25 protein-coding genes, 1 pseudogene and 1 riboswitch are annotated in these 25346 nt (G+C 43.2%); of the genes and pseudogenes, 20 read left to right on the forward strand and 6 right to left on the reverse strand.

Annotated features, from left to right (window positions below; translation table 11 throughout):
• The first annotated feature begins 14 nt into the window (after nucleotides 1-14).
• The 11 genes from EDD57_RS00750 to kdpDN all read left to right on the forward strand — a co-directional run bounded on the left by EDD57_RS00750 (nucleotide 15) and on the right by kdpDN (nucleotide 13874).
• Complete coding sequence (locus EDD57_RS00750; RefSeq protein ID WP_207896776.1) at nucleotides 15-230, forward strand: NINE protein; 216 nt, start codon at nucleotides 15-17, stop codon at nucleotides 228-230.
• Nucleotides 231-513: 283 nt separating this feature from the next.
• The gene (locus EDD57_RS00755) at nucleotides 514-1137 is read left to right on the forward strand and encodes an FkbM family methyltransferase (protein ID WP_243649387.1); all 624 of its coding nucleotides are present in this window, start codon (nucleotides 514-516) and stop codon (nucleotides 1135-1137) included.
• Nucleotides 1138-1272: 135 nt separating this feature from the next.
• Nucleotides 1273-3954: an alpha-helical endospore appendage domain-containing protein gene (locus tag EDD57_RS00760; protein WP_131847346.1), complete on the forward strand. Its 2682-nt coding sequence runs from the start codon at nucleotides 1273-1275 to the stop codon at nucleotides 3952-3954.
• Nucleotides 3955-4100: 146 nt separating this feature from the next.
• Nucleotides 4101-5120: an alpha/beta hydrolase gene (locus EDD57_RS00765; RefSeq protein ID WP_131847348.1), complete on the forward strand. Its 1020-nt coding sequence runs from the start codon at nucleotides 4101-4103 to the stop codon at nucleotides 5118-5120.
• Nucleotides 5121-5190: 70 nt separating this feature from the next.
• On the forward strand, nucleotides 5191-6309 hold the full coding sequence (locus tag EDD57_RS00770) for a M20/M25/M40 family metallo-hydrolase (RefSeq protein WP_131847350.1): 1119 nt from the start codon (nucleotides 5191-5193) through the stop codon (nucleotides 6307-6309).
• A gap of 173 nt (nucleotides 6310-6482) precedes the next feature.
• Nucleotides 6483-7664 (forward strand): NupC/NupG family nucleoside CNT transporter, encoded by a 1182-nt coding sequence (locus EDD57_RS00775; RefSeq protein WP_131847411.1) that lies wholly within the window; start codon nucleotides 6483-6485, stop codon nucleotides 7662-7664.
• Between the two features lie 204 nt (nucleotides 7665-7868).
• A riboswitch (cyclic di-AMP (ydaO/yuaA leader) is annotated at nucleotides 7869-8028 on the forward strand.
• A gap of 288 nt (nucleotides 8029-8316) precedes the next feature.
• Nucleotides 8317-8385, forward strand: a complete 69-nt coding sequence (kdpF, locus tag EDD57_RS15065; RefSeq protein WP_424204978.1) for a K(+)-transporting ATPase subunit F — start codon at nucleotides 8317-8319, stop codon at nucleotides 8383-8385.
• Nucleotides 8386-8413: 28 nt separating this feature from the next.
• Nucleotides 8414-10099: a potassium-transporting ATPase subunit KdpA gene (gene kdpA / locus EDD57_RS00785; protein WP_131847354.1), complete on the forward strand. Its 1686-nt coding sequence runs from the start codon at nucleotides 8414-8416 to the stop codon at nucleotides 10097-10099.
• Between the two features lie 19 nt (nucleotides 10100-10118).
• Entirely contained in the window at nucleotides 10119-12155 is a 2037-nt protein-coding gene (kdpB, locus tag EDD57_RS00790; protein WP_131847356.1) for a potassium-transporting ATPase subunit KdpB, read from the forward strand.
• A gap of 20 nt (nucleotides 12156-12175) precedes the next feature.
• Nucleotides 12176-12742 (forward strand): potassium-transporting ATPase subunit KdpC, encoded by a 567-nt coding sequence (gene kdpC / locus EDD57_RS00795; RefSeq protein ID WP_131847358.1) that lies wholly within the window; start codon nucleotides 12176-12178, stop codon nucleotides 12740-12742.
• Nucleotides 12743-12746: 4 nt separating this feature from the next.
• Nucleotides 12747-13874: a KdpD-like non-kinase potassium sensor gene (gene kdpDN, locus EDD57_RS00800; RefSeq protein WP_131847360.1), complete on the forward strand. Its 1128-nt coding sequence runs from the start codon at nucleotides 12747-12749 to the stop codon at nucleotides 13872-13874.
• Between the two features lie 118 nt (nucleotides 13875-13992).
• Here the strand turns inward: kdpDN and EDD57_RS00805 are convergent, their stop codons facing one another.
• The 3 genes and pseudogenes from EDD57_RS00805 to EDD57_RS00815 form a co-directional block, all read right to left on the reverse strand.
• Complete coding sequence (locus EDD57_RS00805) at nucleotides 13993-14484, reverse strand: SpaA isopeptide-forming pilin-related protein (protein ID WP_131847362.1); 492 nt, start codon at nucleotides 14482-14484, stop codon at nucleotides 13993-13995.
• Nucleotides 14485-14617: 133 nt separating this feature from the next.
• On the reverse strand, nucleotides 14618-15154 hold the full coding sequence (locus EDD57_RS00810; protein ID WP_131847364.1) for a VanZ family protein: 537 nt from the start codon (nucleotides 15152-15154) through the stop codon (nucleotides 14618-14620).
• 130 nt (nucleotides 15155-15284) lie between these two features.
• Nucleotides 15285-15668 (reverse strand): annotated as a pseudogene (locus tag EDD57_RS00815) (MerR family transcriptional regulator); the annotation flags it as partial.
• A 176-nt stretch (nucleotides 15669-15844) separates the two neighbouring features.
• Here EDD57_RS00815 and EDD57_RS00820 point away from each other — a divergent pair.
• The 4 genes from EDD57_RS00820 (at nucleotide 15845) to EDD57_RS00835 (ending at nucleotide 18675) form a co-directional block, all read left to right on the forward strand.
• Complete coding sequence (locus tag EDD57_RS00820; RefSeq protein ID WP_131847368.1) at nucleotides 15845-16711, forward strand: SDR family NAD(P)-dependent oxidoreductase; 867 nt, start codon at nucleotides 15845-15847, stop codon at nucleotides 16709-16711.
• An 86-nt stretch (nucleotides 16712-16797) separates the two neighbouring features.
• Complete coding sequence (locus EDD57_RS00825) at nucleotides 16798-17427, forward strand: acetylglutamate kinase (RefSeq protein WP_131847370.1); 630 nt, start codon at nucleotides 16798-16800, stop codon at nucleotides 17425-17427.
• A gap of 167 nt (nucleotides 17428-17594) precedes the next feature.
• Nucleotides 17595-17918, forward strand: a complete 324-nt coding sequence (locus tag EDD57_RS00830; protein ID WP_131847372.1) for a YxeA family protein — start codon at nucleotides 17595-17597, stop codon at nucleotides 17916-17918.
• Nucleotides 17919-18384: 466 nt separating this feature from the next.
• A complete protein-coding gene (locus tag EDD57_RS00835) occupies nucleotides 18385-18675 on the forward strand; it encodes a hypothetical protein (protein WP_131847374.1) in 291 nt (96 codons plus the stop codon).
• Between the two features lie 291 nt (nucleotides 18676-18966).
• Here EDD57_RS00835 and EDD57_RS00840 read toward each other — a convergent pair whose 3' ends face one another.
• From EDD57_RS00840 to EDD57_RS00850, 3 genes are read right to left on the reverse strand one after another with little or no spacing between them, the layout of a single operon-like run.
• Nucleotides 18967-19527, reverse strand: coding sequence for an NUDIX hydrolase (locus EDD57_RS00840; protein WP_131847376.1), 561 nt, complete (start codon nucleotides 19525-19527; stop codon nucleotides 18967-18969).
• Nucleotides 19528-19542: 15 nt separating this feature from the next.
• Entirely contained in the window at nucleotides 19543-20256 is a 714-nt protein-coding gene (locus EDD57_RS00845) for a YdcF family protein (RefSeq protein WP_131847378.1), read from the reverse strand.
• Between the two features lie 2 nt (nucleotides 20257-20258).
• Nucleotides 20259-20486 (reverse strand): hypothetical protein, encoded by a 228-nt coding sequence (locus EDD57_RS00850; protein ID WP_131847380.1) that lies wholly within the window; start codon nucleotides 20484-20486, stop codon nucleotides 20259-20261.
• 345 nt (nucleotides 20487-20831) lie between these two features.
• Between EDD57_RS00850 and EDD57_RS00855 the strand changes: the two genes are divergently transcribed.
• The 5 genes from EDD57_RS00855 to EDD57_RS00875 all read left to right on the forward strand — a co-directional run bounded on the left by EDD57_RS00855 (nucleotide 20832) and on the right by EDD57_RS00875 (nucleotide 25319).
• Complete coding sequence (locus EDD57_RS00855; protein ID WP_131847382.1) at nucleotides 20832-21287, forward strand: ABC transporter transmembrane domain-containing protein; 456 nt, start codon at nucleotides 20832-20834, stop codon at nucleotides 21285-21287.
• On the forward strand, nucleotides 21274-21834 hold the full coding sequence (locus EDD57_RS00860; protein WP_131847383.1) for an ATP-binding cassette domain-containing protein: 561 nt from the start codon (nucleotides 21274-21276) through the stop codon (nucleotides 21832-21834). The genes EDD57_RS00855 and EDD57_RS00860 overlap by 14 nt, the downstream gene beginning before the upstream one ends.
• A gap of 162 nt (nucleotides 21835-21996) precedes the next feature.
• Nucleotides 21997-22869: an alpha-helical endospore appendage domain-containing protein gene (locus EDD57_RS14275; protein ID WP_207896777.1), complete on the forward strand. Its 873-nt coding sequence runs from the start codon at nucleotides 21997-21999 to the stop codon at nucleotides 22867-22869.
• A gap of 120 nt (nucleotides 22870-22989) precedes the next feature.
• Nucleotides 22990-24378, forward strand: a complete 1389-nt coding sequence (locus tag EDD57_RS14885; protein ID WP_279388924.1) for a M28 family peptidase — start codon at nucleotides 22990-22992, stop codon at nucleotides 24376-24378.
• Nucleotides 24379-24566: 188 nt separating this feature from the next.
• Nucleotides 24567-25319 carry a FadR/GntR family transcriptional regulator gene (locus tag EDD57_RS00875; RefSeq protein WP_131847387.1) on the forward strand — a complete coding sequence of 251 codons (753 nt, stop codon included), beginning with the start codon at nucleotides 24567-24569 and terminating at the stop codon, nucleotides 25317-25319.
• Nucleotides 25320-25346: the final 27 nt, after the last annotated feature.

Raw genomic sequence — 25346 nt, forward strand, 5'->3', positions numbered from 1 at the left:
ACGGAGGTCACATGATGAAAAAAGATAAATCAGTTGCCTATATTTTGCTCATCTTTCTAGGTGGTTTCATCGGATTGCATCGTTTTTATTTGGGAAAAGTAGCAACCGGGATTCTCTATCTGCTGACAGGTGGATTGCTCGGGATCGGCTGGCTTTACGATCTATTTACCCTTGGAAGACAAGTAGATGATTATAACGTTCGATTTGCATATCGAAATCGAGTTGCGTAGAGAATTAATTGTGAAATGGTGTGATCATTATGATCACACCATTTTTTTATATGGGCATGCATGAGAGCTGTCTTTGCGAATAGAAATGGGTTATGTACAAATAAATCTAAGGGAGTGTACCTTTTGGAGCAGACTGTATTATCCATCTCGAAACGAAAATGCTCACTTCGATGTCTTAATCAACCAACGGAATGCTTGGTTATGGCAAAGTATGCACCAGAATAATTAGGAAGAATATACATTTAATATTTTTGATCGCTTTCTAGATTTAGACCATACTTATTTGGATTTTGGTGCGTTTATCGGACCTACTGTGTTGTACGCGGCCCATAGGGCCAAGCATGTATATGCAGTAGAGCCAGATCCAGTTGCTTTTGGAGAATTGAAGATAAATGTAAGTTTAAATTCACCGATCACTTCTAAAGTAACACTGATTAATTCGGCTATGTCTGGAAAGACTGGAGCTTCACAGTTGTACACAAGAGGTATGTTCGGTAACGCTGTTTCAAGTCTCATGCCCACCGTTTCTGATGTTTCATGTGAAGTACAGTGTATTACAATAGCTGACTTAATTAGCCAGTATAATATCCGAGATGTGAACTTTGTGAAAATGGATATCGAAGGTGGTGAATATACCTTAATTCTATGTTTGCAGGAATTTTTAGAAGAGAAAAGACCCACTTTCTATGTATCATTTCACGCTCCATTTCTCAAAGAAAATATTAGTCTACAAGGACTTAGCGGAATGGAAGCACAAAACCGCTTTGAACAAATAAGTAAAAATGTGTTGGGAGTCCTCCGTATGTATAAGTATATATATGATAATCATGGGAATTTGCTTAATGAGGAGGATATACGGGACAGAGATTATAATGGCGAGTTTGTATTTACGGACGAACGTTGGTAATACGATTGGACTTAATTGGATACGAGGCCAAGATATAAGATATTCTTGGTTTTTTAAGTGGCGAAAAGATCGTCACACTAATAGCGTTTGGAATATCCTAGGCTAGAAAAATAGAAGTTCTAGGGAGGTGTAAATGTGTCTCAATCTAATATACCTAATATTACCCCCACTATTTCTATTACACGAGACGATGCAATCAATCTCTTGCTATCCTCTATTGCACTTGAGGAGTTAGGGCTAAGTCATATTATCAACGCTGAAGGTGAAAAGTTACAGTATATTTTAGGAACTCTACCAGGAATTAGTGCTCCTCAGGTTGCTACTATCACTGATTTGCTCTTAATCAATAGCAGTGTTCGGGATACAATCCGTGAAGTGGCGAAGAAAGAGTGGATTTTGCAAGAGAAGTTAGAGACTGTTTTAGAAGCGACTACTAGCGTAGGACCACAGGGACCTCAAGGTCCTGCTGGACCCACATTTGGAACAGGGACTGGGTTATTCCGAGTCCTAGGCAATTCAGGTGCAGATGGAATTGCTACGGTGGCTGTTGGCGAGGATCTAAACTTTATATCGAGTTCATTGGAAGTCAGTGTAGTACAGGGTTCAGCCAATGTGAATTTAGAATTTTCTACTGGAGCTTCTGGAACCATTATAAATATTATTAAGGACATTCTTGAACAACTCGGTATTACGGGTCTTACAGGTCTTACTGGTATTACAGGAGCCACGGGACCTACGGGACCGTCCGGATTTGCCGGAGCCAGCGGGGAAACCGGACCCACTGGACCCACCGGACCGTCAGGATTTGCCGGAGCCAGCGGGGAAACCGGACCCACTGGACCCACCGGACCGTCAGGATTTGCTGGAGCCAGCGGGGAAACCGGACCCACTGGACCCACCGGACCGTCCGGATTTGCCGGAGCCAGCGGGGAAACCGGACCCACTGGACCCACCGGACCATCCGGATTTGCTGGAGCCAGCGGGGAAACGGGAGCCACTGGACCCACTGGACCGTCCGGGTTTGCCGGAGCCAGCGGGGAAACGGGAGCCACTGGACCCACTGGACCATCCGGATTTGCTGGAGCTAGCGGGGAAACCGGACCCACCGGAGCCACCGGACCCACCGGAGCCACCGGACCGTCCGGATTTGCTGGAGCTAGCGGGGAAACCGGACCCACCGGACCCACCGGACCATCCGGATTTGCTGGAGCTAGCGGGGAAACCGGACCCACCGGACCCACCGGACCATCCGGATTTGCTGGAGCTAGCGGGGAAACCGGACCCACCGGACCCACTGGACCGTCCGGATTTGCCGGAGCCAGCGGGGAAACTGGACCCACCGGACCCACCGGGCCGTCCGGGTTTGCCGGAGCCACTGGACCCACTGGACCGTCCGGATTTGCCGGAGCCAGCGGGGAAACCGGAGCCACTGGACCCACCGGACCGTCCGGATTTGCCGGAGCCAGCGGGGAAACTGGACCCACCGGACCCACCGGACCGTCCGGATTTGCCGGAGCCAGCGGGGAAACGGGAGCCACTGGACCCACCGGACCGTCCGGATTTGCCGGAGCCAGCGGGGAAACGGGAGCCACTGGACCCACTGGACCGTCCGGGTTTGCCGGAGCCAGCGGGGAAACGGGAGCCACTGGACCCACTGGACCGTCCGGGTTTGCCGGAGCCACTGGACCTACAGGACCGTCCGGATCTGCCGGAGCCAGCGGGGAAACGGGAGCCACTGGACCTACGGGACCGTCCGGGGACACCGGCCCAACGGGAGTAACTGGCCCACAAGGTCCGACGGGAGTCCCTGGCTTCGCAGCAAATACAGGAGCCACCGGAGTAACTGGCCCACAAGGAGATACTGGCCCACAAGGTCCGACGGGAGTTCCCGGATTCGCAGCAAATACAGGAGCCACTGGAGTTACCGGTCCATCGGGAGAAACCGGCCCGACAGGAGTCACTGGAGTAGGAGAGACCGGTTCAACAGGTCCAACAGGAGCCACCGGAGAAACCGGCCCAACAGGTCCGACGGGAGTCACCGGAGTAGGAGAGACTGGTCCAACAGGTCCGACTGGAGAAACTGGCCCAACAGGTCCGACGGGAGCCACTGGAGTAGGAGAGACCGGAGCAACGGGTCCGACCGGTGGGACCGGAGAGACCGGCTCAACAGGTCCGACGGGGTCTACCGGCCCAACGGGATTGACTGGCCCAACCGGTTCGACAGGATTGACCGGCCCAACCGGCCCAACAGGAATCACTGGTCCAACAGGAATCACCGGCCCAACGGGATTGACTGGCCCGACTGGACCTGATTTTGCAGCAGAAGGATTCTCTGTTTTCCGTCCTACTGGTACTAATACTGCTGCGAGTATAACATTGGCTGGTTGGACAGCGCCAGCAGGTACTCCATACTATGTAGGAAGTAGCTTCAATCCAACAACAGGAATATACACAGTACCAGCTACTGGAAGATACTCGATGAAGGCGGTTATTAGTTATACGACGACGGCAGCTATTACCGTATCACTTGGTGCAGGTGTAGATCCGGCTTTTGCTATTCAAAGGCAGTCTCCAGGACCAATAACAAATTTGGTGTCTGGCTTGTTCCCACTATTAAACGTTAACGTTGCATTGATTTTAACCCTAAGAGTGATTCTTGGGAATGCTTCCGTTACACTAACAGGAGACTTCCAGCTTAACGCAGGGGATACGGTTGCAATTGTTTACATCGCAGATGGATTAATTGTTAACTTAGATTTAGGTGGAGATCCTGCCTTACCTTCAGGCACAGTTTGGTCTGTGCATCGCTTGACCTAGTAAATATCACTTCACTCTTATACAAAACTAGCCTGTAAATCGTATTGTCGATTTACAGGCTAGTTTCAATTTTTTTATGGCAAATTGGTTATACTCCTTTATTAGACGACAAACAAACTTTATTCAAGAGTGGGAGTTACATACAAATGAAAACAAACAAATCCAAAGGAGCATGGAAAAAAAGAATGCTCATCACTTTCATCACCATTATCGGACTAGCTATTTCAGGAGTTAGTTATTGGAACCTTTCTCCCGTTCCAAAATCATTTTTGATTAAACGAGCATTTGAAGGTGGCCTATTTGCTCCATCTGCTGTACATGGCGATGCTGAAACGAAGACGACAATCGTCAAGGATATCGATTATGATTCCAAATTTCCAGATGGTACATTAGATATCATCTATCCGAAAAATCGTACAGGAGAAACTCCAACTATTTTTTGGGTACATGGTGGTGGATTTGTCGGAGGGGATAAATCAAGTATTACTGGCTATGCGGTAGAATTGGCCTCCCATGGCTATACCGTGGTAAATATCAACTATGCCCTTGCCCCAAAAAGAAAATATCCTACACCTGTTCTGCAACTAGGTGAAGCATATGAATACATGAAGAAAAATGATAAGAAATATAACGTAAACCTAGATCGAGTTTATTTTGCTGGAGACTCTGCGGGAGCCCAAATATCAAGCCAATTCGTTAACATTCAGACGTCAAACGAATATGCAAAATTAAACAAGATAGATGCGGTTGTAGATCCGACTACGATCAAAGGTATGTTGCTATTTTGCGGTCCGTACAATATGCCGAATCTAGCTAAGATGGAAACGAGTAAAAAGATACAAGACTTTTTACGTACCACTGGATGGGCGTACTTGGGTCGAAAAGATTGGGAAGGGTTACCGGAAGTAAAGATCGCGGCCGTATTAAATCATGTCACCGAAAAATTCCCTCCTTCCTTTATCACCGATGGAAACAAGGGATCGTTTGAAGATCAAGGAAGAGCACTAGCTAAGGCACTGCAAAGCAAAGGCGTATATGTAGATGCTCTTTTCTTTGATAAAAAAGAGTTTGGTGAGTTAGCACATGAATTTCAATTTAAAATGAATACGCCAGCAGGACAAAAAACCTTTAATCAAGTTCTAGAATTTTTAAGCAAAAAGCGATGAACCCTTCTGTATAAATCCGAAAACGGTGTTACAATATACGCATACCTTTGACGAGGAGAGGAAGTCCATTATGATTAACCAACAAAGAATACTTGATGAATTTATTGAACTTGTACAAGTGGACAGCGAAACAGGGGACGAGCGTGCGATTTGTGACCTGTTGAAACAGAAATTAACCGATCTAGGCCTAGAAGTAGTGGAAGATGGATCAGCAGCTGTGACCCAATACGGTGCAGGTAACCTGATTGCCACTCTGAAAGGGTCGGTGGAAGATGCCCCTACGATTTACTTTACTTCCCACATGGATACCGTTACACCAGGAAAAGGGATCAAGCCTATCATCAAAGATGACCATATCTACTCTGATGGAACCACAATTCTAGGTAGTGACGATAAAGCGGGCTTAGCAGCCATCTTAGAAGGAATTCGTGTGCTAAAAGAGCAGAAGGTGGCTCATGGTACGATTCAATTAGTTTTAACAATCGGAGAAGAGTCTGGCTTAGTAGGTGCCCGCCACTTAGAACGACAATATGTAAAAGCGGACTTCGGCTTTGCTTTAGACTCGAATGGGCCTGTGGGAGAGATCATCGTAAGCGCACCATCCCAAGTGAAGATTCTTGCTCGCATCCACGGTCGTGCGGCGCATGCAGGCGTGAATCCGGAAGCAGGAATTAGTGCCATTCAAGTGGCTAGCCGTGCCATTTCCCGTATGCCTCTAGGGCGGATTGATGAAGAAACCACAGCAAACATTGGTAGCTTCCATGGAGGTACTGCAACCAACATCGTGACAGAATACGTAGAAATCCTAGCGGAGGCTCGTAGCCGTAATGAAGAAAAGCTTCAGCAGCAAGTAGAAAAAATGATACAAGGATTTAAGTCCGCAGCCGCTGACTTCGGTGCAACAGCTGATGTAGAAACCAATGTCCTCTATCCAGGTTTTTCTTTCACAGAAGAAGACCTAGTTGTCCAAAAAGCAGTTGCGGCTGTGAAACGGATTGGTCGTACACCAGCGATTGGTGGAAGCGGCGGAGGTAGTGATGCCAACGTAATAGCCGGATACGGCATTCCAACTGTCAACTTTGGAATTGGATATAAGAAAATACATACCACCGAAGAGCATATGCCGATCGAAGAGCTTAACAAAGCGGCTGAGTTGTTTGTAGCAGTAGCCCAGGAATGTGCTGAATAAGAAAAAAAGATATGTTCCATTTTTTCATGGACTTATTTCATGTAAAAAACCCTGACTAAACCCTGACTTATGCAGGGTTTTTTTCTTTTGTTTAAGAAAAGGAGGAAATGGTGTATGAACCAATCTTTCTTTGGAAAAATAACGCTAATACAACGAAACAGGAGACAGAAAATATGAATGTGGTCTTTTTCTTTACAGGATTACTTTTGGTGTTTGTATTAGGCTATATTGCTAGTAATAATCGAAGAGATATTAAGCTGAAGCCGATTGTTGTGATGTTAGTGGTAGAGGGGATTTTGACCTTCTTCATGTTGAGTACAAAAATTGGAATTACCATTGTGTCCGGTGTTTCCAAAGCATTCCACAAGCTAGTGGTGCTGGGAATCAGTGGTGTCGATTTTGTATTCGGTGGGTTAGAGAACAACGGAGCGTCTACTTTTTTCCTTGATGTACTATTGCCGATTATTTTTATCTCGGTGTTAATCGGGATCTTAAGTCATTATCACATACTGCCATATATCATTCGGATGATCGGACTCGGCTTAAGCAAGTTAAACGGTATGGGAAAGCTAGAGAACTATGTAGCCGTCTCTTCCGCGATATTGGGACAATCTGAAGTGTTTCTTACCACTAAAAAGCAACTTGGGTTAATATCGAAGCGGCGTCTTTACACGTTATGTACCTCGGCGATGAGTGCTGTTAGTATTGCGATTGTCGGGGCATATATGACGATGGTGGATCCTAAGTATGTGGTCGTAGCCATTATCATCAACATCTTTTCCGCGCTTATCATTGCCAATCTCATTAATCCCTACGATATTGGAGATGAGGACGATTTAGCAATCGAGCAATCAGCAGAGAAGATGAATCTCTTTCAAGCTATTAGCGAGAGCATTATGGATGGTTTGAAAGTGGCGATTATCGTCGCCGCGATGTTAGTTGGTTATATCGCTTTAATCAACTTCATTAACTACTTGTTTATGTTCGTTTTCCACATATCCTTCCAAACCATACTCGGTTACATCTTTGCACCAGTTGCCTTCTTGATGGGAGTTCCTTATGGAGAAGCAGTGAAAGCAGGCAGTGTGATGGCGACCAAACTGGTAACCAATGAATTTGTGGCCATGCTTGACTTCCAAAATGTATCCAAGCAACTATCCGCTAAAACCGTCGGGATCGTCTCCGTCTTCCTAGTCAGCTTCGCCAACTTTAGCTCGATTGGGATTATTACAGGTGCGATTAAGGCATTGAATGAGAAGAAGGGGGATGAGGTTGCGAAGTTTGGTTTGAAATTATTGTACGGTTCTACCTTAGCGTCAATCTTATCGGGTACGATTGTTGGATTGTTTTTGTAGGAATGAGAGAAGAACATCCTGTCTAGATGAGTCTAGATAGGATGTTCTTTTAAGTAGAGAAAAGAAGATTAGAAAAGAAAACGATTGATGTAAGCGTTAAAACGAACAATAGAGGATATAATGTGCCTATTTTTCGTCTTAAATGCGTCTGTACAGTCGCTTATTATGGGAGTAAGATTAGTTCAATTTCATATAAACATCTTTTCCCTATAATCGCTGAATTCCAATGGAAACGGGGGAACCAACTGTGGTGGACTGTGGACCACAAGGGGTGAATCTTATCAAATGAAGCCTATTTGATGAGTAGGGTGACTCTCAGCACCCGAATCCGTCAGCTAACCTCGTAAGCGTAGTGAGAGGGGGGTTATTTGTTGTGGGTATATTAGATTAAAGCCAACAGGATAACCACCTGTTGGCTTTTTGCGTGTAAAAAAAAACTATTTCTATGGGTACGAATGGATTCTGATGTTAGTACGAAAGCTCTACTTATATATGAAATAACTGAGAAAATATACGATTTGGGAAGCGGAGGATTGTTCTTGTTAGATATTGCGATGATCGGGTTACTTGCCATAGCGTTTGCTTTATTTTATGGATTTACAATCTGGTGTCACCGGGTAGAGAGCGGAGGAGAAAAATAGTGATTTGGCTTATGGGTGCTGTTACGCTCGCAATTTTTGTATATCTAGTCTATGCATTACTTTATCCTGAGAAATTTTAAACATAACCAATGAGAGGATTTTTGCACAATGGGAAATGCTACTTTGCAGTTTCTGCTTGTCTTGATGTTACTATTTGTGGTTGCAGTGCCATTAGCTAAATATTTACATCTCGCTTTTTCGAAGGAGACAACGAAGTTAGATCGCTTTTTCTCCCCTTTTGAAAAGCTTATCTATCGAGTGGCAGGGATTAAGAATTTAGAGGAGACCGGTTGGAAAAAGTATTCAGTTTCCTTACTTTTTGCGAATGCCGCTCTTTTAGGGATTGCCTATCTGCTCTTGCGGTTACAGAATTTATTACCGCTGAATCCCGGCAAGATTGCCAATATGGAACCGACTCTCTCTTTTAATACAGCAGTTAGTTTTATGACGAATACGAACTTGCAACATTATAGCGGAGAGACAGGTCTTACGATCTTAACGCAAATGATTTTCGTGACGATGATGATGTTTACCTCTGCGGCAACAGGCTTAGCGGTAGCGATTGCCGTGATTAGGGCCCTATCAAGCAAAGGAAAAACGATTGGGAACTTTTATCAAGACTACGTTAGGGCCATTATTCGTATTCTGCTTCCACTTGCTGTGGTTGTAACATTGTTTCTTGTCGCATTCGGTGTACCACAAACATTGGATGCAAGAACCACGGTTACGACACTAGAAGGAAATACACAGAACATCGCGTTGGGACCTGTAGCTTCTCTAGAGTCGATCAAGCACATCGGGACAAATGGTGGCGGATTCTTTGGAGTCAACTCGGCTCATCCGTTTGAGAACCCAAATGCCGTTACCAATCTTCTGCAAATCTTGGCTATGTGGTGTATTCCTGCCGCTCTACCTATCACCTATGGAATGATGGTGAAGAATCGGAAGCAGGGCTGGGTATTATTTGGAACCATGCTAGCTATCTTTTTAGTTATGCTCACTGTGATTTATTGTGCTGAACAAGCAGGGAACCCGGCATTAAATAAGCTAGGATTTTCCTCGGCTCAAGGGAGTATGGAAGGAAAAGAGGTACGGTTTGGGATACCGCTTTCCAGCTTCTTTACTGCATTAACCACTGCGGCCACCACAGGTACCGTTAATAATATGCATGATACGCTTACTCCAATCGGTAGCCTTGTTCCATTTGGATTGATGATGCTAAACAATGTGTTTGGAGGAGAAGGTGTTGGATTTGTCAACCTGTTGATGTATGCGATTCTGGCGGTTTTCTTAGCGGGACTCATGGTAGGTCGTACGCCCGAATTTTTAGGACGAAAAATCGAACCACGTGAAATGAAGTTGATTGTGATTGCCTTACTGATTCATCCGCTGATTATCTTAGGACCATCTGCGATTGCCTTTATGACCCATCTCGGAACGGATGCTATCAGCAATGCAGGCTTCCATGGAATCTCGCAAGTAGTGTATGAGTTTACATCAGCGGGAGCAAATAATGGTTCGGGATTTGAAGGTTTAGGAGATAATACGCCTTTTTGGAATATCTCCACAGGGATTGTGATGCTACTCGGACGCTATGTTTCGATCATTGCTCTATTAGCAGTAGCTGGCTCGTTAACACAGAAGCAACCTGTACCAGAGACGATGGGTACATTCCGTACTGATAATGCAACATTCGGGGCGATTTTGATCGGAACAGTACTCATTATCGGTGCCCTTACCTTTTTTCCAGTCCTCGTTCTAGGTCCGATTGCTGAGTTTTTGTCCATTCGTTAAAAGGGAGAGAAATTACAAAATGAATTCGCAAACGAAAAATCAATCGATGTTTCAAGGACCGATTGTTCGTCAAGCGTTACGAGATAGCTTTAAAAAATTGAACCCACTTATCATGATGCGAAATCCGGTCATGTTTGTGGTAGAAGTAGGGACATTTATTACTCTGTTGATGCTTCTAATGCCTTATTATTTTGGAGTACAAGATCAGATGGGTTACACCATAGCGGTGTTTGTCATTTTATTTTTCACGATTTTATTTGCTAACTTTGCAGAAGCACTTGCTGAAGGGAGAGGGAAAGCGCAGGCAGATTCCCTGAAAAAAACTAAGGCAGATACGTTGGCGAAACGGTTGAATGAGAAAGGCGAAATCGAGGAGGTTTCCTCTACTGAATTACGAAAAGGTGATGTGGTAGTAGTCGAAACAGGAGACTTGGTTCCCGGAGATGGAGAGATTATCGAGGGGTTAGCTTCGATTGATGAATCGGCGATTACAGGGGAATCAGCCCCAGTGATTAAAGAAGCTGGTGGTGACTTTAGTTCTGTCACGGGCGGAACCAAGGTAGTGAGCGACTCGATCAAGGTACGAATTACAGCTGATCCCGGTGAATCATTCCTTGATAAGATGATTTCCTTAGTAGAAGGGGCATCTCGTCAAAAAACACCAAATGAACTTGCTTTAAATACGTTGTTGATTACCTTGACGTTAATCTTTCTCATGGTTGTTGTTACCTTATTGCCGATTGCCGGTTACGTGGGTGTCCAGTTGCAAATCGCCACTCTGATTGCATTATTGGTTTGTCTCATCCCCACCACGATTGGTGGACTTCTTTCAGCGATTGGGATTGCAGGAATGGATCGTGTCACTCGTTTTAATGTACTCGCCATGTCCGGTAAAGCGGTCGAGGCGGCAGGTGACATTAACACCATGATTCTCGATAAAACAGGAACGATTACCTTTGGAAATCGGATGGCCGCACAATTTATCCCGGTTGGTTCTAGCACAGAGACAGAAGCAAGAGGAGCAGCCGTACTCTCTTCGTTAAAAGATGAGACACCCGAAGGTCGTTCTGTGATAGAACTCGCTAAAAGCCAAGGATTTACAGTAGACCCTGCTCCCTATGAACAAGCAGAATTTATCCCTTTTGCGGCGGAAACGCGAATGAGTGGGATGGATGTAAATGGTGCCGTTTATCGCAAAGGTGCGGTTGATTCGATCCAGAAATATGTTCAAGGATTAGGCGGAGAAATTCCTGCTGATCTAAAAGAAAAAAGCGATCAAATCGCTGGGCTAGGTGGTACGCCACTTGCCATTTCGACCGGAAATCAAATCGTGGGACTTATCTACTTGAAAGATACCGTTAAACCGGGGATGAAAGAAAGATTTGACGAGTTACGCAAAATGGGGATTAAAACCATCATGTGTACAGGGGATAACCCATTAACTGCGGCAACGATTGCGAAAGAAGCAGGAGTAGACGACTTTATTGCAGAAAGTACACCAGAAGATAAAATTCGGGTAATTCGTGATGAACAAGCCCAAGGGAAATTGGTAGCCATGACAGGTGATGGTACGAACGATGCACCTGCTCTAGCACAGGCAGATGTGGGATTAGCGATGAATAGTGGAACGATCGCGGCGAAGGAAGCGGCCAATATGGTGGACTTGGACTCTGACCCCACGAAAATCATCGAAGTCGTTTCCATTGGGAAACAGCTATTAATGACGCGTGGAGCGTTAACTACATTCAGCATTGCCAACGATATTGCCAAATACTTTGCGATCTTACCCGCTATGTTTACCGTAGCGATTCCACAGATGGAAGCATTAAACTTTATGAATCTAAATTCGCCTACGAGTGCGATCTTGTCAGCCTTGATTTTCAATGCGATTATTATTCCCCTGCTGATTCCTTTGGCAATGAAGGGAATTGCGTATAAACCGATGCCAGCTGCAGCGCTGTTACGTCGTAATTTACTCATATACGGCTTAGGTGGCGTGATTGCTCCGTTTATCGGGATTAAACTGATCGACCTTGCTGTAGGGTTGTTTGTATAACACATAGGAGGAATCGTGAGATGAAAGTGATTCGTTTAGCCGTGGTCATGATAGTCATTTTGGGTCTGGGTTATCCGCTTGCCATGACAGGGATTTCTCAGCTTGTTTTCCCGCATCAAGCTAATGGGAGTATGGTTTATAATGATCAAAAACAAGCAGTAGGTTCTGAGTTAATCGGGCAATCGTTCGAGAGTCCACAGTATTTCCATGGACGTATTTCTTCGATCAAATATGACGGGGCTGCATCAGGCACCCCGAACTATGCCCCTTCTAACGAGGAAATGATCAAAAGAACGAAAGAAGAAGCAGATAAGTGGTTAGCACAAAATCCAGGAAAGTCAGTAGGCGATGTTCCACTAGATTTAATTACGAACTCTGGATCGGGATTAGATCCACATATTAGCCCAGAGTCCGCCCGTTTTCAGATCCCGACTGTGGCTAAAACAACGGGTTTATCCAATCAACAGCTAGAGGATTTAGTGAAGAAGCATGTGGAAGGCCGAGTTCTTGGCGTGTTTGGAGAATCACGGGTTAATGTATTCAAGTTAAATCTGGATCTTCATAAATTGATCCAAACCAAGGCGTGATTGGATGCAGAATGATAAAGAATATAAGCGTTTAAGCCCAGAAGAAATCTTACAGAAGATCGAGAAAATGAAGAAGGGCCGTCTCAAGATTTATATTGGGGCGGCTCCTGGTGTTGGAAAGACGTTTCACATGCTACGAGACGCACATGACCACAAGGCCAAAGGCGTAGACATCGTAGTTGGGTTAATTGAAACCCATGGACGTGCGACCACTGCCGCTGAAATCAAAGATCTGGATATCATCGCGAAACAAACGATTCATTACAAAGGAAAAGAGCTTCAAGAGTTAGATGTGGAAGCGATCATCAAGCGTAATCCAGATGTGGTTATTGTTGATGAACTAGCCCATACCAACGTGCCTGGATCAAAAAATAAGAAGCGGTATGAGGATATACACGAAATACTAGAAGCAGGCATCCACGTCTGGACCGCCATGAATATCCAGCATTTAGAAAGTGTCCGAGATATTGTACAGCAAATTACAGGGATTCAAGTGAACGAACGAGTCCCTGACTCTATGTTGCGCGAAGCAGATGAAGTGGAAATTGTGGATGTGAGTCCGGAAACCTTGCGAGACCGGATTCAAGAAGGGAACGTATATAGTAAGGATAAAATCCAGCAATCTCTTAACAACTTCTTTCGCCGAGGGAATTTGGTTGCGTTGAGAGAGTTATCTTTACGGGAGATAGCGGATGACATTGATTTGCGATTAGAAAAAGAGAGAATGGAATCAGGAATTGAGGAGCCATCCGGTATACATGAGAAAATTTTAGTTTGTATACAATATGGCCCAAATGCTGAAAAGCTGATTCGCCGGGGGGCTCGCATTGCCAATCGTTTAAATGCAGAACTTTATATTCTTCATATCCGCTCTCATAAATCCAATCCAAAAACGATTCAAGAATGGAAGCAACTCGCCGAGCAGTTCGGTGCTTCCTTTATTGTCCAAAAGGCAAAATCCAGAAAAGTAGCTCAGCAAATGGTAGAGGTTTGCCGCCAACATAAGATTACCCAGATTATCATGGGGATGTCCGCACGTACCAGATGGGAAGAGATCTGGAAAGGCTCCATCATTAACGTCATTATGCAGCAACTACAGTATGTGGATGTGTTGATTGTGTCGGATCGATAGTTGTGGGGCATTAGCTCAGCTGGGAGAGCGCCGCACGGGCAGTGTAAAGAGGACTTGCTCCTAAAAACAAACTCCTCTAGAGAAGCGATTCGTTCTCTAGAGGAGTTTGTTTTGGCTTTTACCACGGATTAATTCCATATATCTCCGATGATATAGGCTCGTTATATACGGTATAGCTAGCTACTCTTCCCTCATTAATCCTTATGGAGAACTCGCTCTTGTCAGGAAAAAATGTTGCAAACGGGAATTGTGGATATGGGGGGTATTTCGGATAATTGGGATATGCAGTTGTTTGTGTAAACGTGTAAGAACCAGCAGGGAGTGGAAGACTCAATTTCCCATCTCGCCCCGTTCTTTGCTTGGTATATTCCTTCCCATTCTGATAAACCGTGAATTCCACATTTGACAATTCGCTTAGAAAATACTCAAAGCCGTCAGGAGCGCTAGGTGAGTATCTCCAGTCTTTGCCGAGCACCGTAATTTCTAACGTTCCCGTGCTCACCTTATCGGTTGAACTTGCATTTGCTACTTGTGCCGGACTTGATATTCCACCAAAAATCAAGGAACCTACTAAAACGAACATAGATAGAAATTGAATCATACGCTTCATTCTAATTACCTCCTAGTAAATTAATTGCTACATTTGAGGTGGAATATCCTTCTTTTAAATTATGGAATTTATGAACTTAATTAAATTTTTTTGATCGAAAAAGGTTATAAGCTATTTTCAGCCCTATAACCTTTTATTCGCGGATCCCCTTTGCTCCACCCCATAAGATCAATTGCAACAAACCATATCCGATACAAGCTCCTGTAACATTTAAGATCACATCGTCTATATCGATGACACGAAGTCTCCATCCGGATAGTTCATTACTTAACATCTGCAATAGTTCGATTAGTACACTTAAGCATAAAGCTAGTCCAGCTATTTTTATGAACCGATTTATTTTAATCCATATAAGAGGAATCAAGAAACCAAATGGGGCTAATAGAGCTATATTCCCCCCGATTTGCTTCCAGAAGCTATCCCGACCCATATAGGTTTCGATCGTAGAAAAAGGAATAAAATTAAATCCATGAACAAAGCTTATTGCTTCGTTTGGCATGAATACTGGAATGGGAAACAGAGTCACGCAAACTAAGAGAGTTAAGTAAAAGAGAAAGACCATTTCAATCATGAATCTTTTAATTGGAACTCGCTTGCTAGGAAAGCTACGTATTATGAAATGTGTCAAGAGAATGGGAATAAGATAGAACCACTTAAAATGAATTAGCATATGAAAGCTCCTTTAAATCTTTACGACGAATATATAAAGCTATGTTAAATAATAAGATAAGGAGATAAAGATTTGATAAAGATCATAACAATTTCGGATAAAGAATTTGTCTTCGTATCATTTAAAGATTATCCAAGTCATTTCGGCGGTATCTTCCCTCTTCTAATTTCATGTCAATAAAATCAATGATCTGCTGTAGCGAGGCGAGTTGGCTGACGATATTTTCCCGATGATTCTTTAATTTCGCCACTAACTCGGGATATTGTGCAGGATCAGAATCGGTAGGGACCGCCAAAAAAGGCCTCATTTCTTCCAGTGACATCCCTGTTTTTTTCAAGCAAGTAATCAGCCAGATCATATCGATATCCTTCTGTCGATAGATGCGATGTCTGTTATCCTTCCGATCTGCACGGGGCAATAATGAAATCTTTTCGTAATAGCGGATCGTATCCGTGGACACTCCCGTTTGATCGGCGATTTGCTTTATCGTAAAAGTGGACTCTGTCGTCTTCATTCCGTTCCCTCCCAGAGCGCTATTTTGTGCATTATATAACTTGGATCTAACTCCAAGTCAAGCTTTTTACTCCTAAAAAATGTGTGTTTTGGTATCTTGACATGGAGTTGACTCCAAGTTATACGATGTGTTTGGTCAAGGGGAATATCCCAACTATTAATAGGAGGGGACGACAAATGAAAACAAGTCAACGGGAAAATATCGCACTTATTACAGGCGCAAACGCCGGGATTGGGTTGGAGTTAGCTCGAAAGTTACTGTCGGAGAACTGGCAGGTAGTGGCTTTAAATCGTTCTGATTTTTCGACCGAAGATATGGAAATTCAAAGAGCGATCAAGAATGGATCTCTTCGCATTTATAAAACAAAGGATCTCGCCGATTATACCAGCTTAAGAAGGACCCTAGGGGAGATGAAAGAGAAGGAACAACGAATCGATATTTTGTTCAATAACGCAGGCAGGAGCTTCCATGAACTAAGCTATTCGAAACAAGGACGCGAAAGCCATTTTGAACTAATGACAGTCGTTCCATACATCATCTTGATGGAATTAAAGGAACTCTTACAAAATGGTCACTTCAAAACAGTGATCAATACTTCATCTTCAGCCATACAGTTTGTGAAAGAGTTTACGCTTGAAACACTCGAACGCCCTAAAACATTCCGAAAGCTACTAGGCCCTTACGCTACATCTAAGTTGGCACTTTCATTATGGACGGAGGCCATCGCTCCGCAACTTGCCAAGAACGGCATCCACATTCGCAGTGTCGACCCAGGCGGCAACAATACACTACGAAAAGGGAGAAAATCTGGACTACCCATATGGCTCGAACCGTTGATGAAGTTTTTTTACGCACCGCCTACTCACGGTGCAAGTCAGTTATATGAAGGAGCTCTCGGGAAATATCGTAATAAGACGGGCGTATTTCTACAGAAAGATCGGGTTACGGGATTAAAATTTAGTGATCAAGCGAGGAATGTGTTAGAAAGGGTTCATGTGATTTATGAGCATGAATTTCTTGAAACCCAGTCTCTGATTTCATAAGTTCTCTTACCAAGGGCGCGCGCCCGAACGATAGACGGGTGTTTGTCATATTGTGATATATAACTAAGCGGAAGGGCGGTTATGTTATGTACCAATATTGGCAACCCAATCATTATCCTTACGATTCTTACTATGCAGGTAAAGATGTATATGGGCATAGACATGTTCCTGTAAAGGATCATCAGCATCGAATGGATCTGAGCAACAAAATGCGTTCCTTGTGGGAGCAACATGTTGCTTGGACCCGAATGACGATCATTAGTCTTCTGTTTGATTTACCCGATACGAAATTTGTTACCACACGACTTCTGAGAAATGCCCACGATATGGGAGATATGCTAGAATCCCTATACGGTGAAAAAGTGGCTCGGAGATTTAGCGAATTGATCAGAGAACATCTTGTCCTTGCCGCAGACCTCGTTAAGGCAGCAAAAGCAGGGGATAAATTAGATGTAGCCATAGCAGAACGAAAGTGGTATGCCAATGCAGACGAAATTGCTACCTTTTTAAAGAAGATACTCCCACCCTTATCAAAAAATGAGTTTAAGAGAATGCTTCACAGTCATCTTGCTTTAATTAAAGCCGAAGTTGAAGCGATTCTTAGAAAAGATTATCAAACGAGTATCCAATTGTACGACAGAATTGAACAGGAAGCGTTAATGATGGCCGATCAAATGACAGCTGCTATAGAGAAGCAATTTCCTCAGATATTTTAATAGAGATGATGACATAGAGAAGGTGCTACGATTTACGAGTAGCACCTTCTCTATGTCAATATTACAAAAGAGTAAGCTTTCATTAAGATAAATCTATGGTAGGTGAAATTTACCCCTTGATATGATGACCTAGTAATACATTAGATATCAGGAAAGGAAGATAAAATATGAAAAAAGGTATGATAAAAATACTAGCTTGGGCTACTCTCGCTTTGCTTTGCTATTTTCTTACACCCGATCAATTCAATCCGCTGTTGAAACAAGAGGATGTATATGTCCAAATTAATGATAAGAAACCAAAACTAGAGGATCATAGGTTTAAGTATGAACTGACTGGCTATAACGAAAAGGGAGAAAAGAAAGAGGTTGTTTTTACCACAAGTACTGAATTGTCACAAGGGACTTATCTAAAAGTATTGGCTAAAGGTTCTTATACTGCGGAATGGACAAAGCTTAAACCAGATGAGGTACCTAAAAATATCAAATGGTAAATAATACCTTTTAAGGAGTCAGCCAAATTTATATAGAAGGCTAACCAAATGATTAGTAGTAAGAGTAATACGAAACTGGTAAGGAGTAATACTGTTTTCATTTCTACTCACACTCCGCCAGTTTTGCCTACTACTTACAATTTCTCAAGTGACTTCTAGTCCCTCTATATAATCTTTAATGTCCTGCTCTTGGGTGAACTTCTGAAAAACAAGTGCTGATAACGGTTTTTTGATAGTGCCACATGGCAACGGAAAAGCTTCTTTGGTTGATTACGAGCCCAGACAACAAGAGCCGGATATAAAGGTTCTCTAAAATCACCGATTACTTTTAAAATAAACCCTTTCTCCGTCAGAATTTTAATACTATTCAAAAAAATTCTCCTTTGATAAGTTGATTTTCCACTTTCATAACAAGTAAACTGATATCAGGACAAATGTAACTAGTCATCTTGGAGGTGAATGTTTGATGGAAAAGAGATATGATCAACATTTCTTTAAAAGAAGTCAAGAATCATGGGTTGGGATCTCTCCTAAGGAGCTCTTATCTTTTGTTCGTACGAAATGCCAAGAAATTTTAACTCAGGATCGTTTGTTAGAGTTACTTTCAGAGGGTAGACAATTGCGGGTAAAGTTAGGGATTGACCCAACAGGTGCCGAAATCCATTTAGGACATATTGTGCCCCTTCTTTTGCTCAATCAATTTGCAAGAGCTGGCCATCACATTGATTTCATTATTGGCGACTTCACCGCGTGGTAGGGAGTTGAATGCAATCATTTGCAGTGATTTCACGTTTGGAGTACTTTCGTTCAAAATGCTCTCGTTCTTTTAATCCATCATCAAGATGCTTTGTTTCTAAAGCAACTAGATAACTCCCTAATTGCTTTTTTGCTTCGATTCGTGTTGGAAAGCACAAGTATTTTCATATTACTATTTAAGCAAAAAGAGGGTAGTGAGTAAGCCACTCTTTTTTTACTTGTTCTGTTTATTGATTATTGTCTAAAATACGTATTTTTAGATTTTATTAGTAAGAACGACATAGAAAAGGTGCTATTCTCTAAGGGTAGAACCTTCATTTGTATATAAGCATAACAGCTGTTTTGTTGTAGGGAAGGCCAAGTGATCCCAAGGAATTTCATGGAAGGGGAAGAAATAGCCCTTTTGGCTTTCTATGTTGACCACAACTTCTTCATGAGTTGAGATCGCTTCATAAGCCAACTGGATTAGCCCCTCTGCTGGGAAGGAAAATGTGTCGATAATCTCTTTCACTTCAACAGTAAGTCCTGTTTCTTCTTCGATTTCATTGTTGATCGTTTCAAAAAGGTCTTGTCCTCGTTCCACATGTCCACCCGGAAATGCCCATAGGCCCTTTCCGGGTTCTTCATTTCGCTGTAATAAAAGAACTTTACTTCGATCCCTATTTAATACAACTGCCACTACAGCGAGCTTTGGATCTAAATAGAAGACAAATTGACAGTTATGGCACAGAAGCTGTGGTTGGTTCGGGATATGTAGGTCTTCTAACGAAAAAAGATGCCCACATCGAGGGCAGTACTTTAAATCATCTTTGGTATATCGCCACTGGTATTGGAAGTAAAGTTCCTTGTTCATATTTCATCCCCTTTACTACAAAAGATCCCCTTTTTCTCGGTAGATTTTAATTCTCGATACTTCACTACTTACTAAATTACGATATTCCTTCGATAAAAACCAAGTTGCTGGATGCCATTCCCCCGTGTCTGCATAGAAGTTAGTGATTTCGATTCCATGTGACTGAAAGACTTTTGCGAAAGTGAGATAGGTACGTAGCTGATGGAATGGAGAGGTGACGAGAATAATCCGAGATAAATGATGCTTTTTTAGCAAATCAAGAACATATTCGGCATTTTCGCGAGTATGCAAAGATTCATCTTCAACTAGAATGGCTTCAGGAGGAAGACCCATATCCAATGCTTCACGACGTAGATAGCTAGCCGCTAAATTCCGGTCCCATGTTTTAGCCGCATTGGGGATATCTTTTTCCTGAATACGTCCATCCCAAGCCGCCTTTTGAAGCTCCTCGAGCGGAATTAAATCTGCTGCTTTTGTATCTACTTTCACACTAAACTTACCGCTACAAACAAGAAAGGGGGCCCATCCTTGGTGATATAGATTGACAGCAGTACGAAGTTTGCCATCTAGAAATCGGATGTCGCCCCGTGTGCCTGCCAGCACAACAATAGCATCTGCTTTATGTAGACGATCTCGCAGTGCAAATTTCTTGCCCTTTATGTAGAAGACGAACCAAATGATTAGCAGAAATAGCAATGTGAAACTGGTAAGAAGCAGTACTGTTTTCATTTCTACTCACACTCCATAAGTATGCGACTCAGATCAGTGACACACCGATCTTTTCTCCATTTAGATTGAACTAAGGTTCCATGCAATACCTTTACTCTACTTATGATTTTATTCGATCCAGCAGACTGTGCAAGTATAAAAGCATTATGTGCATTGTGAGTACAGGCATCAAGGACGTGTTGACTCCAGCCTATTTTTAGCCTTGCCGCGCGTAGTAAATGATTTTTCACTATGTTCCTCCTTTATTTTGTGGCTAAGATACCTCACACAATGAAGGATAATTGACGGGGTTCATGAAGGATTTAAAGCGCAATATTAGTTTATAATTATCCTTAGAACAAAACGGTAAGCTACCACTTCACAAGTGAAAATAATTATACACTTTTAGTCTAACTTTTTTAAATATTATAACAAAATTACACTTGTGAAGTATTGGAAGGGCAATAGGGTAGAGGCTTTTGTCATGCTTTGTGGAAGTATCAGTTAGGCTGTATATTCTAAAAAAAGTGAGGGGTTAGCATGAATAAAATTGATCAAGCATTGCAACAAGTAGACTACTACTACTTCGTAGGAAGATGGCCGTGCTCTCTTTGATTATGGTCCCGTTTTTGTTTACTATTTCGAAGCGTGTTTCTGCAAAAGTAAATGTACTATCTGGGCAAGTCATGTCTATGCAGAGGGATATGCAGGCAGATACAACGGAACTCGTAATGGGCTTAAAAACAGTTCAGTCTATGCGCCAAGAAGAGAGGGAGATAGAGAAGCATAGAGACCGGGTGCAGAAATATCGCAAGTTGAGAAATCACGTTTTTTATCTAGGGAATGCGGGAGAGTTTATCGTGAATAGTCAGAAGTATGTAGGGCTTGGGATTTTATTGTCCTACGGTACGTATCTCGTTTTTCAAGGAAATCTTACGATGGGAACGTTGTTAGCTTTTACGATCTACTATCCTCAGCTCTTTGGAAACTTAGAAAAGATTCAATTTGCGGTTATTAAAACGCAAGAAATCATGCCTAATGCAATTAATTGATGAAATCCTAGATTATGAAGAGAGGGATGTAGATTCGGGAAAACCAGTAAACGAGGTGAAAGGGGCTATTGTGCTGGAGCGAGTATCCTTCTCTTATGAGAAAGATCGCGGGAAATTGAACAAAATGGATATGAAGATCGATTCAGGGCAGTTTATCGGCATCGTGGGTCCGTCGGGTGAGTCGCTACCAGACAAATGGGATACGATCATTGGGGAACGTGGTGTTCGTATTTCTGGAGGGGAGAAACAGCGGATTGGGATTGCTCGGGCATTGTTACAAAATCCGAAGATTCTTTTGATGGACGAGCCTACTTCTGTTTTGGATGCACAGACGGAACAACTTTTAAGCCAATATTTGCTTGACTTCTTTCAAGGGGGAACGGTGATTGTCGTAGCGCATCGATTATCGAGCATTCAGGATGCGGATTGGATCTTTGTAGTGAATGAAGGAAGGGTTGCAGAAAAAGGGGTACACGATGAATTGATAAAAAAGAAAGGGATTTATTCCGGATTGGTTCTTGATCAGCAGTTAAAAGAGAATCTGTAATTTGGGCTAGTGGAAATTCATCGCTCAGTTGCTGGTTATTCCTGTAAAGACAAGGTTTTCAACAAATAGATGGGTATTTTTTTGCCAAGATATCTGTGCACTAAATAAGGTGGACTAAAATATATTGAAAACGGGAGTAGATTTCGTCAGGAGGTGAGTAATATGTCTTATCCCAATATACCGAATGTAAGCCCTAATATTACTGTGACTCGAGACGATGCGATTAATTTACTTCTATCTTCGATTGCTCTAGAAGAACTGGGTTTGAGTCATATTATTAATGCAGAAGGAGAGAAATTACAGTACGTACTTGGGACACTTCCCGGTATTTCGTCAGCGCTAAATCCCACGCTTACGGATCTTTTAGTGATCAATGAAAGTGTTCGGGATACCATTAACGTGATAGCTAAGAAAGAATGGATCTTGAACGAGAAGTTAGAAAATGTCTTAGAGAATGTCGGTGGTTCCCTGAATGTAGGACCACCAGGACCTCCGGGTCCGCAAGGACCATTTGGTCCACAAGGACCATTTGGTCCACAAGGCCCGCAAGGTCCGCAAGGCCCACAAGGTCCGCAAGGAAATACGGGTCCTACTGGCTCTTTCTCTACGGTTTTTGCGAATGGGATTAGTGCTATTGTTCCAGTGTATCCTCAGAATGTTAATACTCCCGTTACATGGGTTACTGTTAATTCTGTTGGAACCGGTATTGCGATCGCAACGGGTGCTGCCCCGATTACTCTCGACGCTGGACATAGTTATTTAGTTTCAGCTTCGATGGCTGGGCGCTCTATTGGCGGGAACGATGATTTTGGATTTTTTGAATTGTATTTGAATGGAACTCTCATTCCAACTGCACAGTCCATTATTTATAGTAGTGGTCAAAATGCTGATGGTTCTCTTCAGGTAGCATTTCCTGTTGTTGGTGCGCCTGCTGCTCTTACAGCACAAGTAAATCTCACCGATCCTGTAGGCTCATCGGGTCCTATTGAGGTAGAGGGTGCTTTAGCAAGTATTTCAGTCGTGCAAATAAATTAAAGGGATCCCTTCGTAAAAGAAGGGTCCTTTTTTCTTTATTTAGAAGGATTTTATCGTACATAGATAGAATAAACAAAATGTAAAAATATTTAAAATTTATCTATTTAGGGAGGAATTATGTTGAAGAAGGCGATCCGCAATACAGCCATGGGGTTAATGCTTTCGATCCCGTTGGTCTTTACTACTGCGTTTGCTTCGAGTGTTCCTGTGCAAGACAAGGGGCATGCTAAACCACGGGTATCTGAGGAGCGAATTTATCGTGATATTGCTTGGATGGCAAGCAAAGATGATGCTCGGATGGCGGGAACTCCAGGAGAACATCAAGCAGCGAAGGTGATCGCACAGCGCTTTAAAAAATTAGGCTTTGATGTAAAGATGCAGAGATTTCCATTTACCCGCTTTGAGAGTCATGGGGCAGCATTAACGGTGAGTCAACCTGAAAATAAATCGTTTGAGACGGCTCCTTTAACCTATTCTCCGAGTACACCAGCTCAAGGGCTGAGTGCAGATTTAGTATATGCTGGGTTGGGTGCAGAGAGTGATTTTGCTTCTGTGGATGTAAAAGGGAAGATTGCTCTGATCAAGCGCGGAACGCTCACTTTCTACGATAAAACTCAAAATGCAGCGAAAGCAGGAGCGATTGGAGTCGTAATCTTTAATAACACCACAGGTAAGTTAGGTGGAACGCTTGGACAGCAGACAAGCATTCCTGCGATCGGTTTGACAGATACAGATGGTGCGCTTCTCGTCAATATGTTAAGTGGTGGACAAAAGGTAACGACCACGATGAAAGCAGACACGGAGGTTGTTAATACGTACTCACAAAATGTGATCGGTACGTATAAAGCGAAAAATGCGAGAAAAGCAAAGACGCTTGTAGTGGGTGCACACTATGATGGAGTGGACTCAGCAGCGGCCAATGATAATGCTTCTGGAACAGCGACGATGTTAGAAGTAGCACGTCTTGCTTCTCAAAAGAAGCTTGATATGAATGTGAGATTTATTGCGTTTGGTGCGGAAGAAGCAGGACTAGTTGGATCTGAGTTTTATGCGAAATCGTTAAAGCCAGAGGAAGCAGCGAATATTTCTGCTATGGTCAACATGGATATGGTTGGAGTTGGCGATCAGCTGGGTGTGATGACCGCCTCTGCAAATGCGCAATCTTTTGTGGCGGATTTGGCAGTAGAGAAAGCAGAAGAGTTACAAATTACGCCAAACAGAGGGTTTTCCACACGAAGCGATCATGCTTCTTTTGAACCACTCGGCATTCCGGTAGCTTTCTTAAATGTAGGGGAAGATCCAAACTACCACAGTGACCAAGATACTTTGGATAAAATCCAAAAGCCGAATCTGAAGAATGTGGGAACAATTGTCACGAACTTAGTTCTCGATATCGCAGATAACAATTCTGGCGCACCAGCACCAGCTAAAAGGCTGATCCAACCTTCGAAAGAAATCCAAGTGAAACAGGCTCATCACGATCACGGGATTTACTTGTTAACGAAATAAGCTGAGATGGATAAAAGCATCAGATTCTAGATGAGTCTGATGCTTTTGTTGTTATGTGAAATATAAATTTTTATATATAAAATTAAGATAATTAATTGTTCCATGAATCATCTTTTGATACAATGAGGTTGAGAAAAGGTAATACCTTTAGATAATTCAATATAGATGCTTGTGGGGTTGAGAAGAAGATGCAATTTGGTACAGATATAGAGGATCAGCATCCCTTTTTTTCGGAAGTTCGCCCAGGGCGTGGTTTTGAAGATATAGCGATGCAGATTAAGGAAGCGATTTTGCAAGGGCATCTAAAAGATGGGGACCGTCTGCCAAATGAGAGAGAACTCGGTAGTCTCTTTGGAGTGAGCCGTCCTACTTTACGGGAAGCCATTCGCTCATTAGAAGCGATTGGAGTGGTAGAGGTGCGCCGTGGGGTTTATGGCGGTATTTTTGTTGCGGAGCCTAAACCAGATCATGTAGGAAAAGCACTTGCGGCATTGCTTCGTTTTCGTGGTGCTACGATTAGCGAATTAGTAGAGTTTAGGCAAACTTTTGAAGCGGAAACGGCATATTGGGCCGCACAACGAGCCACAAAAGAACAAATAGAACAATTGGTGATCATTGCAAATAAAATCAAGGACGTGGCGCATTCAAGTAAGGTGCCATGGGAGAAGTTTATTGAACTAGATTTGGCCTTCCACGAAGAAGTGGCCCAAGCTTCACATAATCAGATTCGGGTTGCGATCATGCTGGCAATTCACGGTGTACTTCGTAAAACTTCTTTAATGCTAGAAAAGATTGATGATGTGGCTTGGCGGGAACAGCAGGCAGCAGATTTGATGGAGATTGCCGAGGCGATCGGTGAGGGGAATCCTGAATGTGCGCCCGGCATGGGCGTAGTCTATAGGGTGAAAGTCCCGAATGGTGAAGGTAGCAGTAGCCATTAGCTTAAGGCAAGGGTGTCCACCGTGAGG

The sequence above is a fragment of the Baia soyae genome (assembly GCF_004341445.1).
GTDB lineage: Bacteria > Bacillota > Bacilli > Thermoactinomycetales > Thermoactinomycetaceae > Baia > Baia soyae.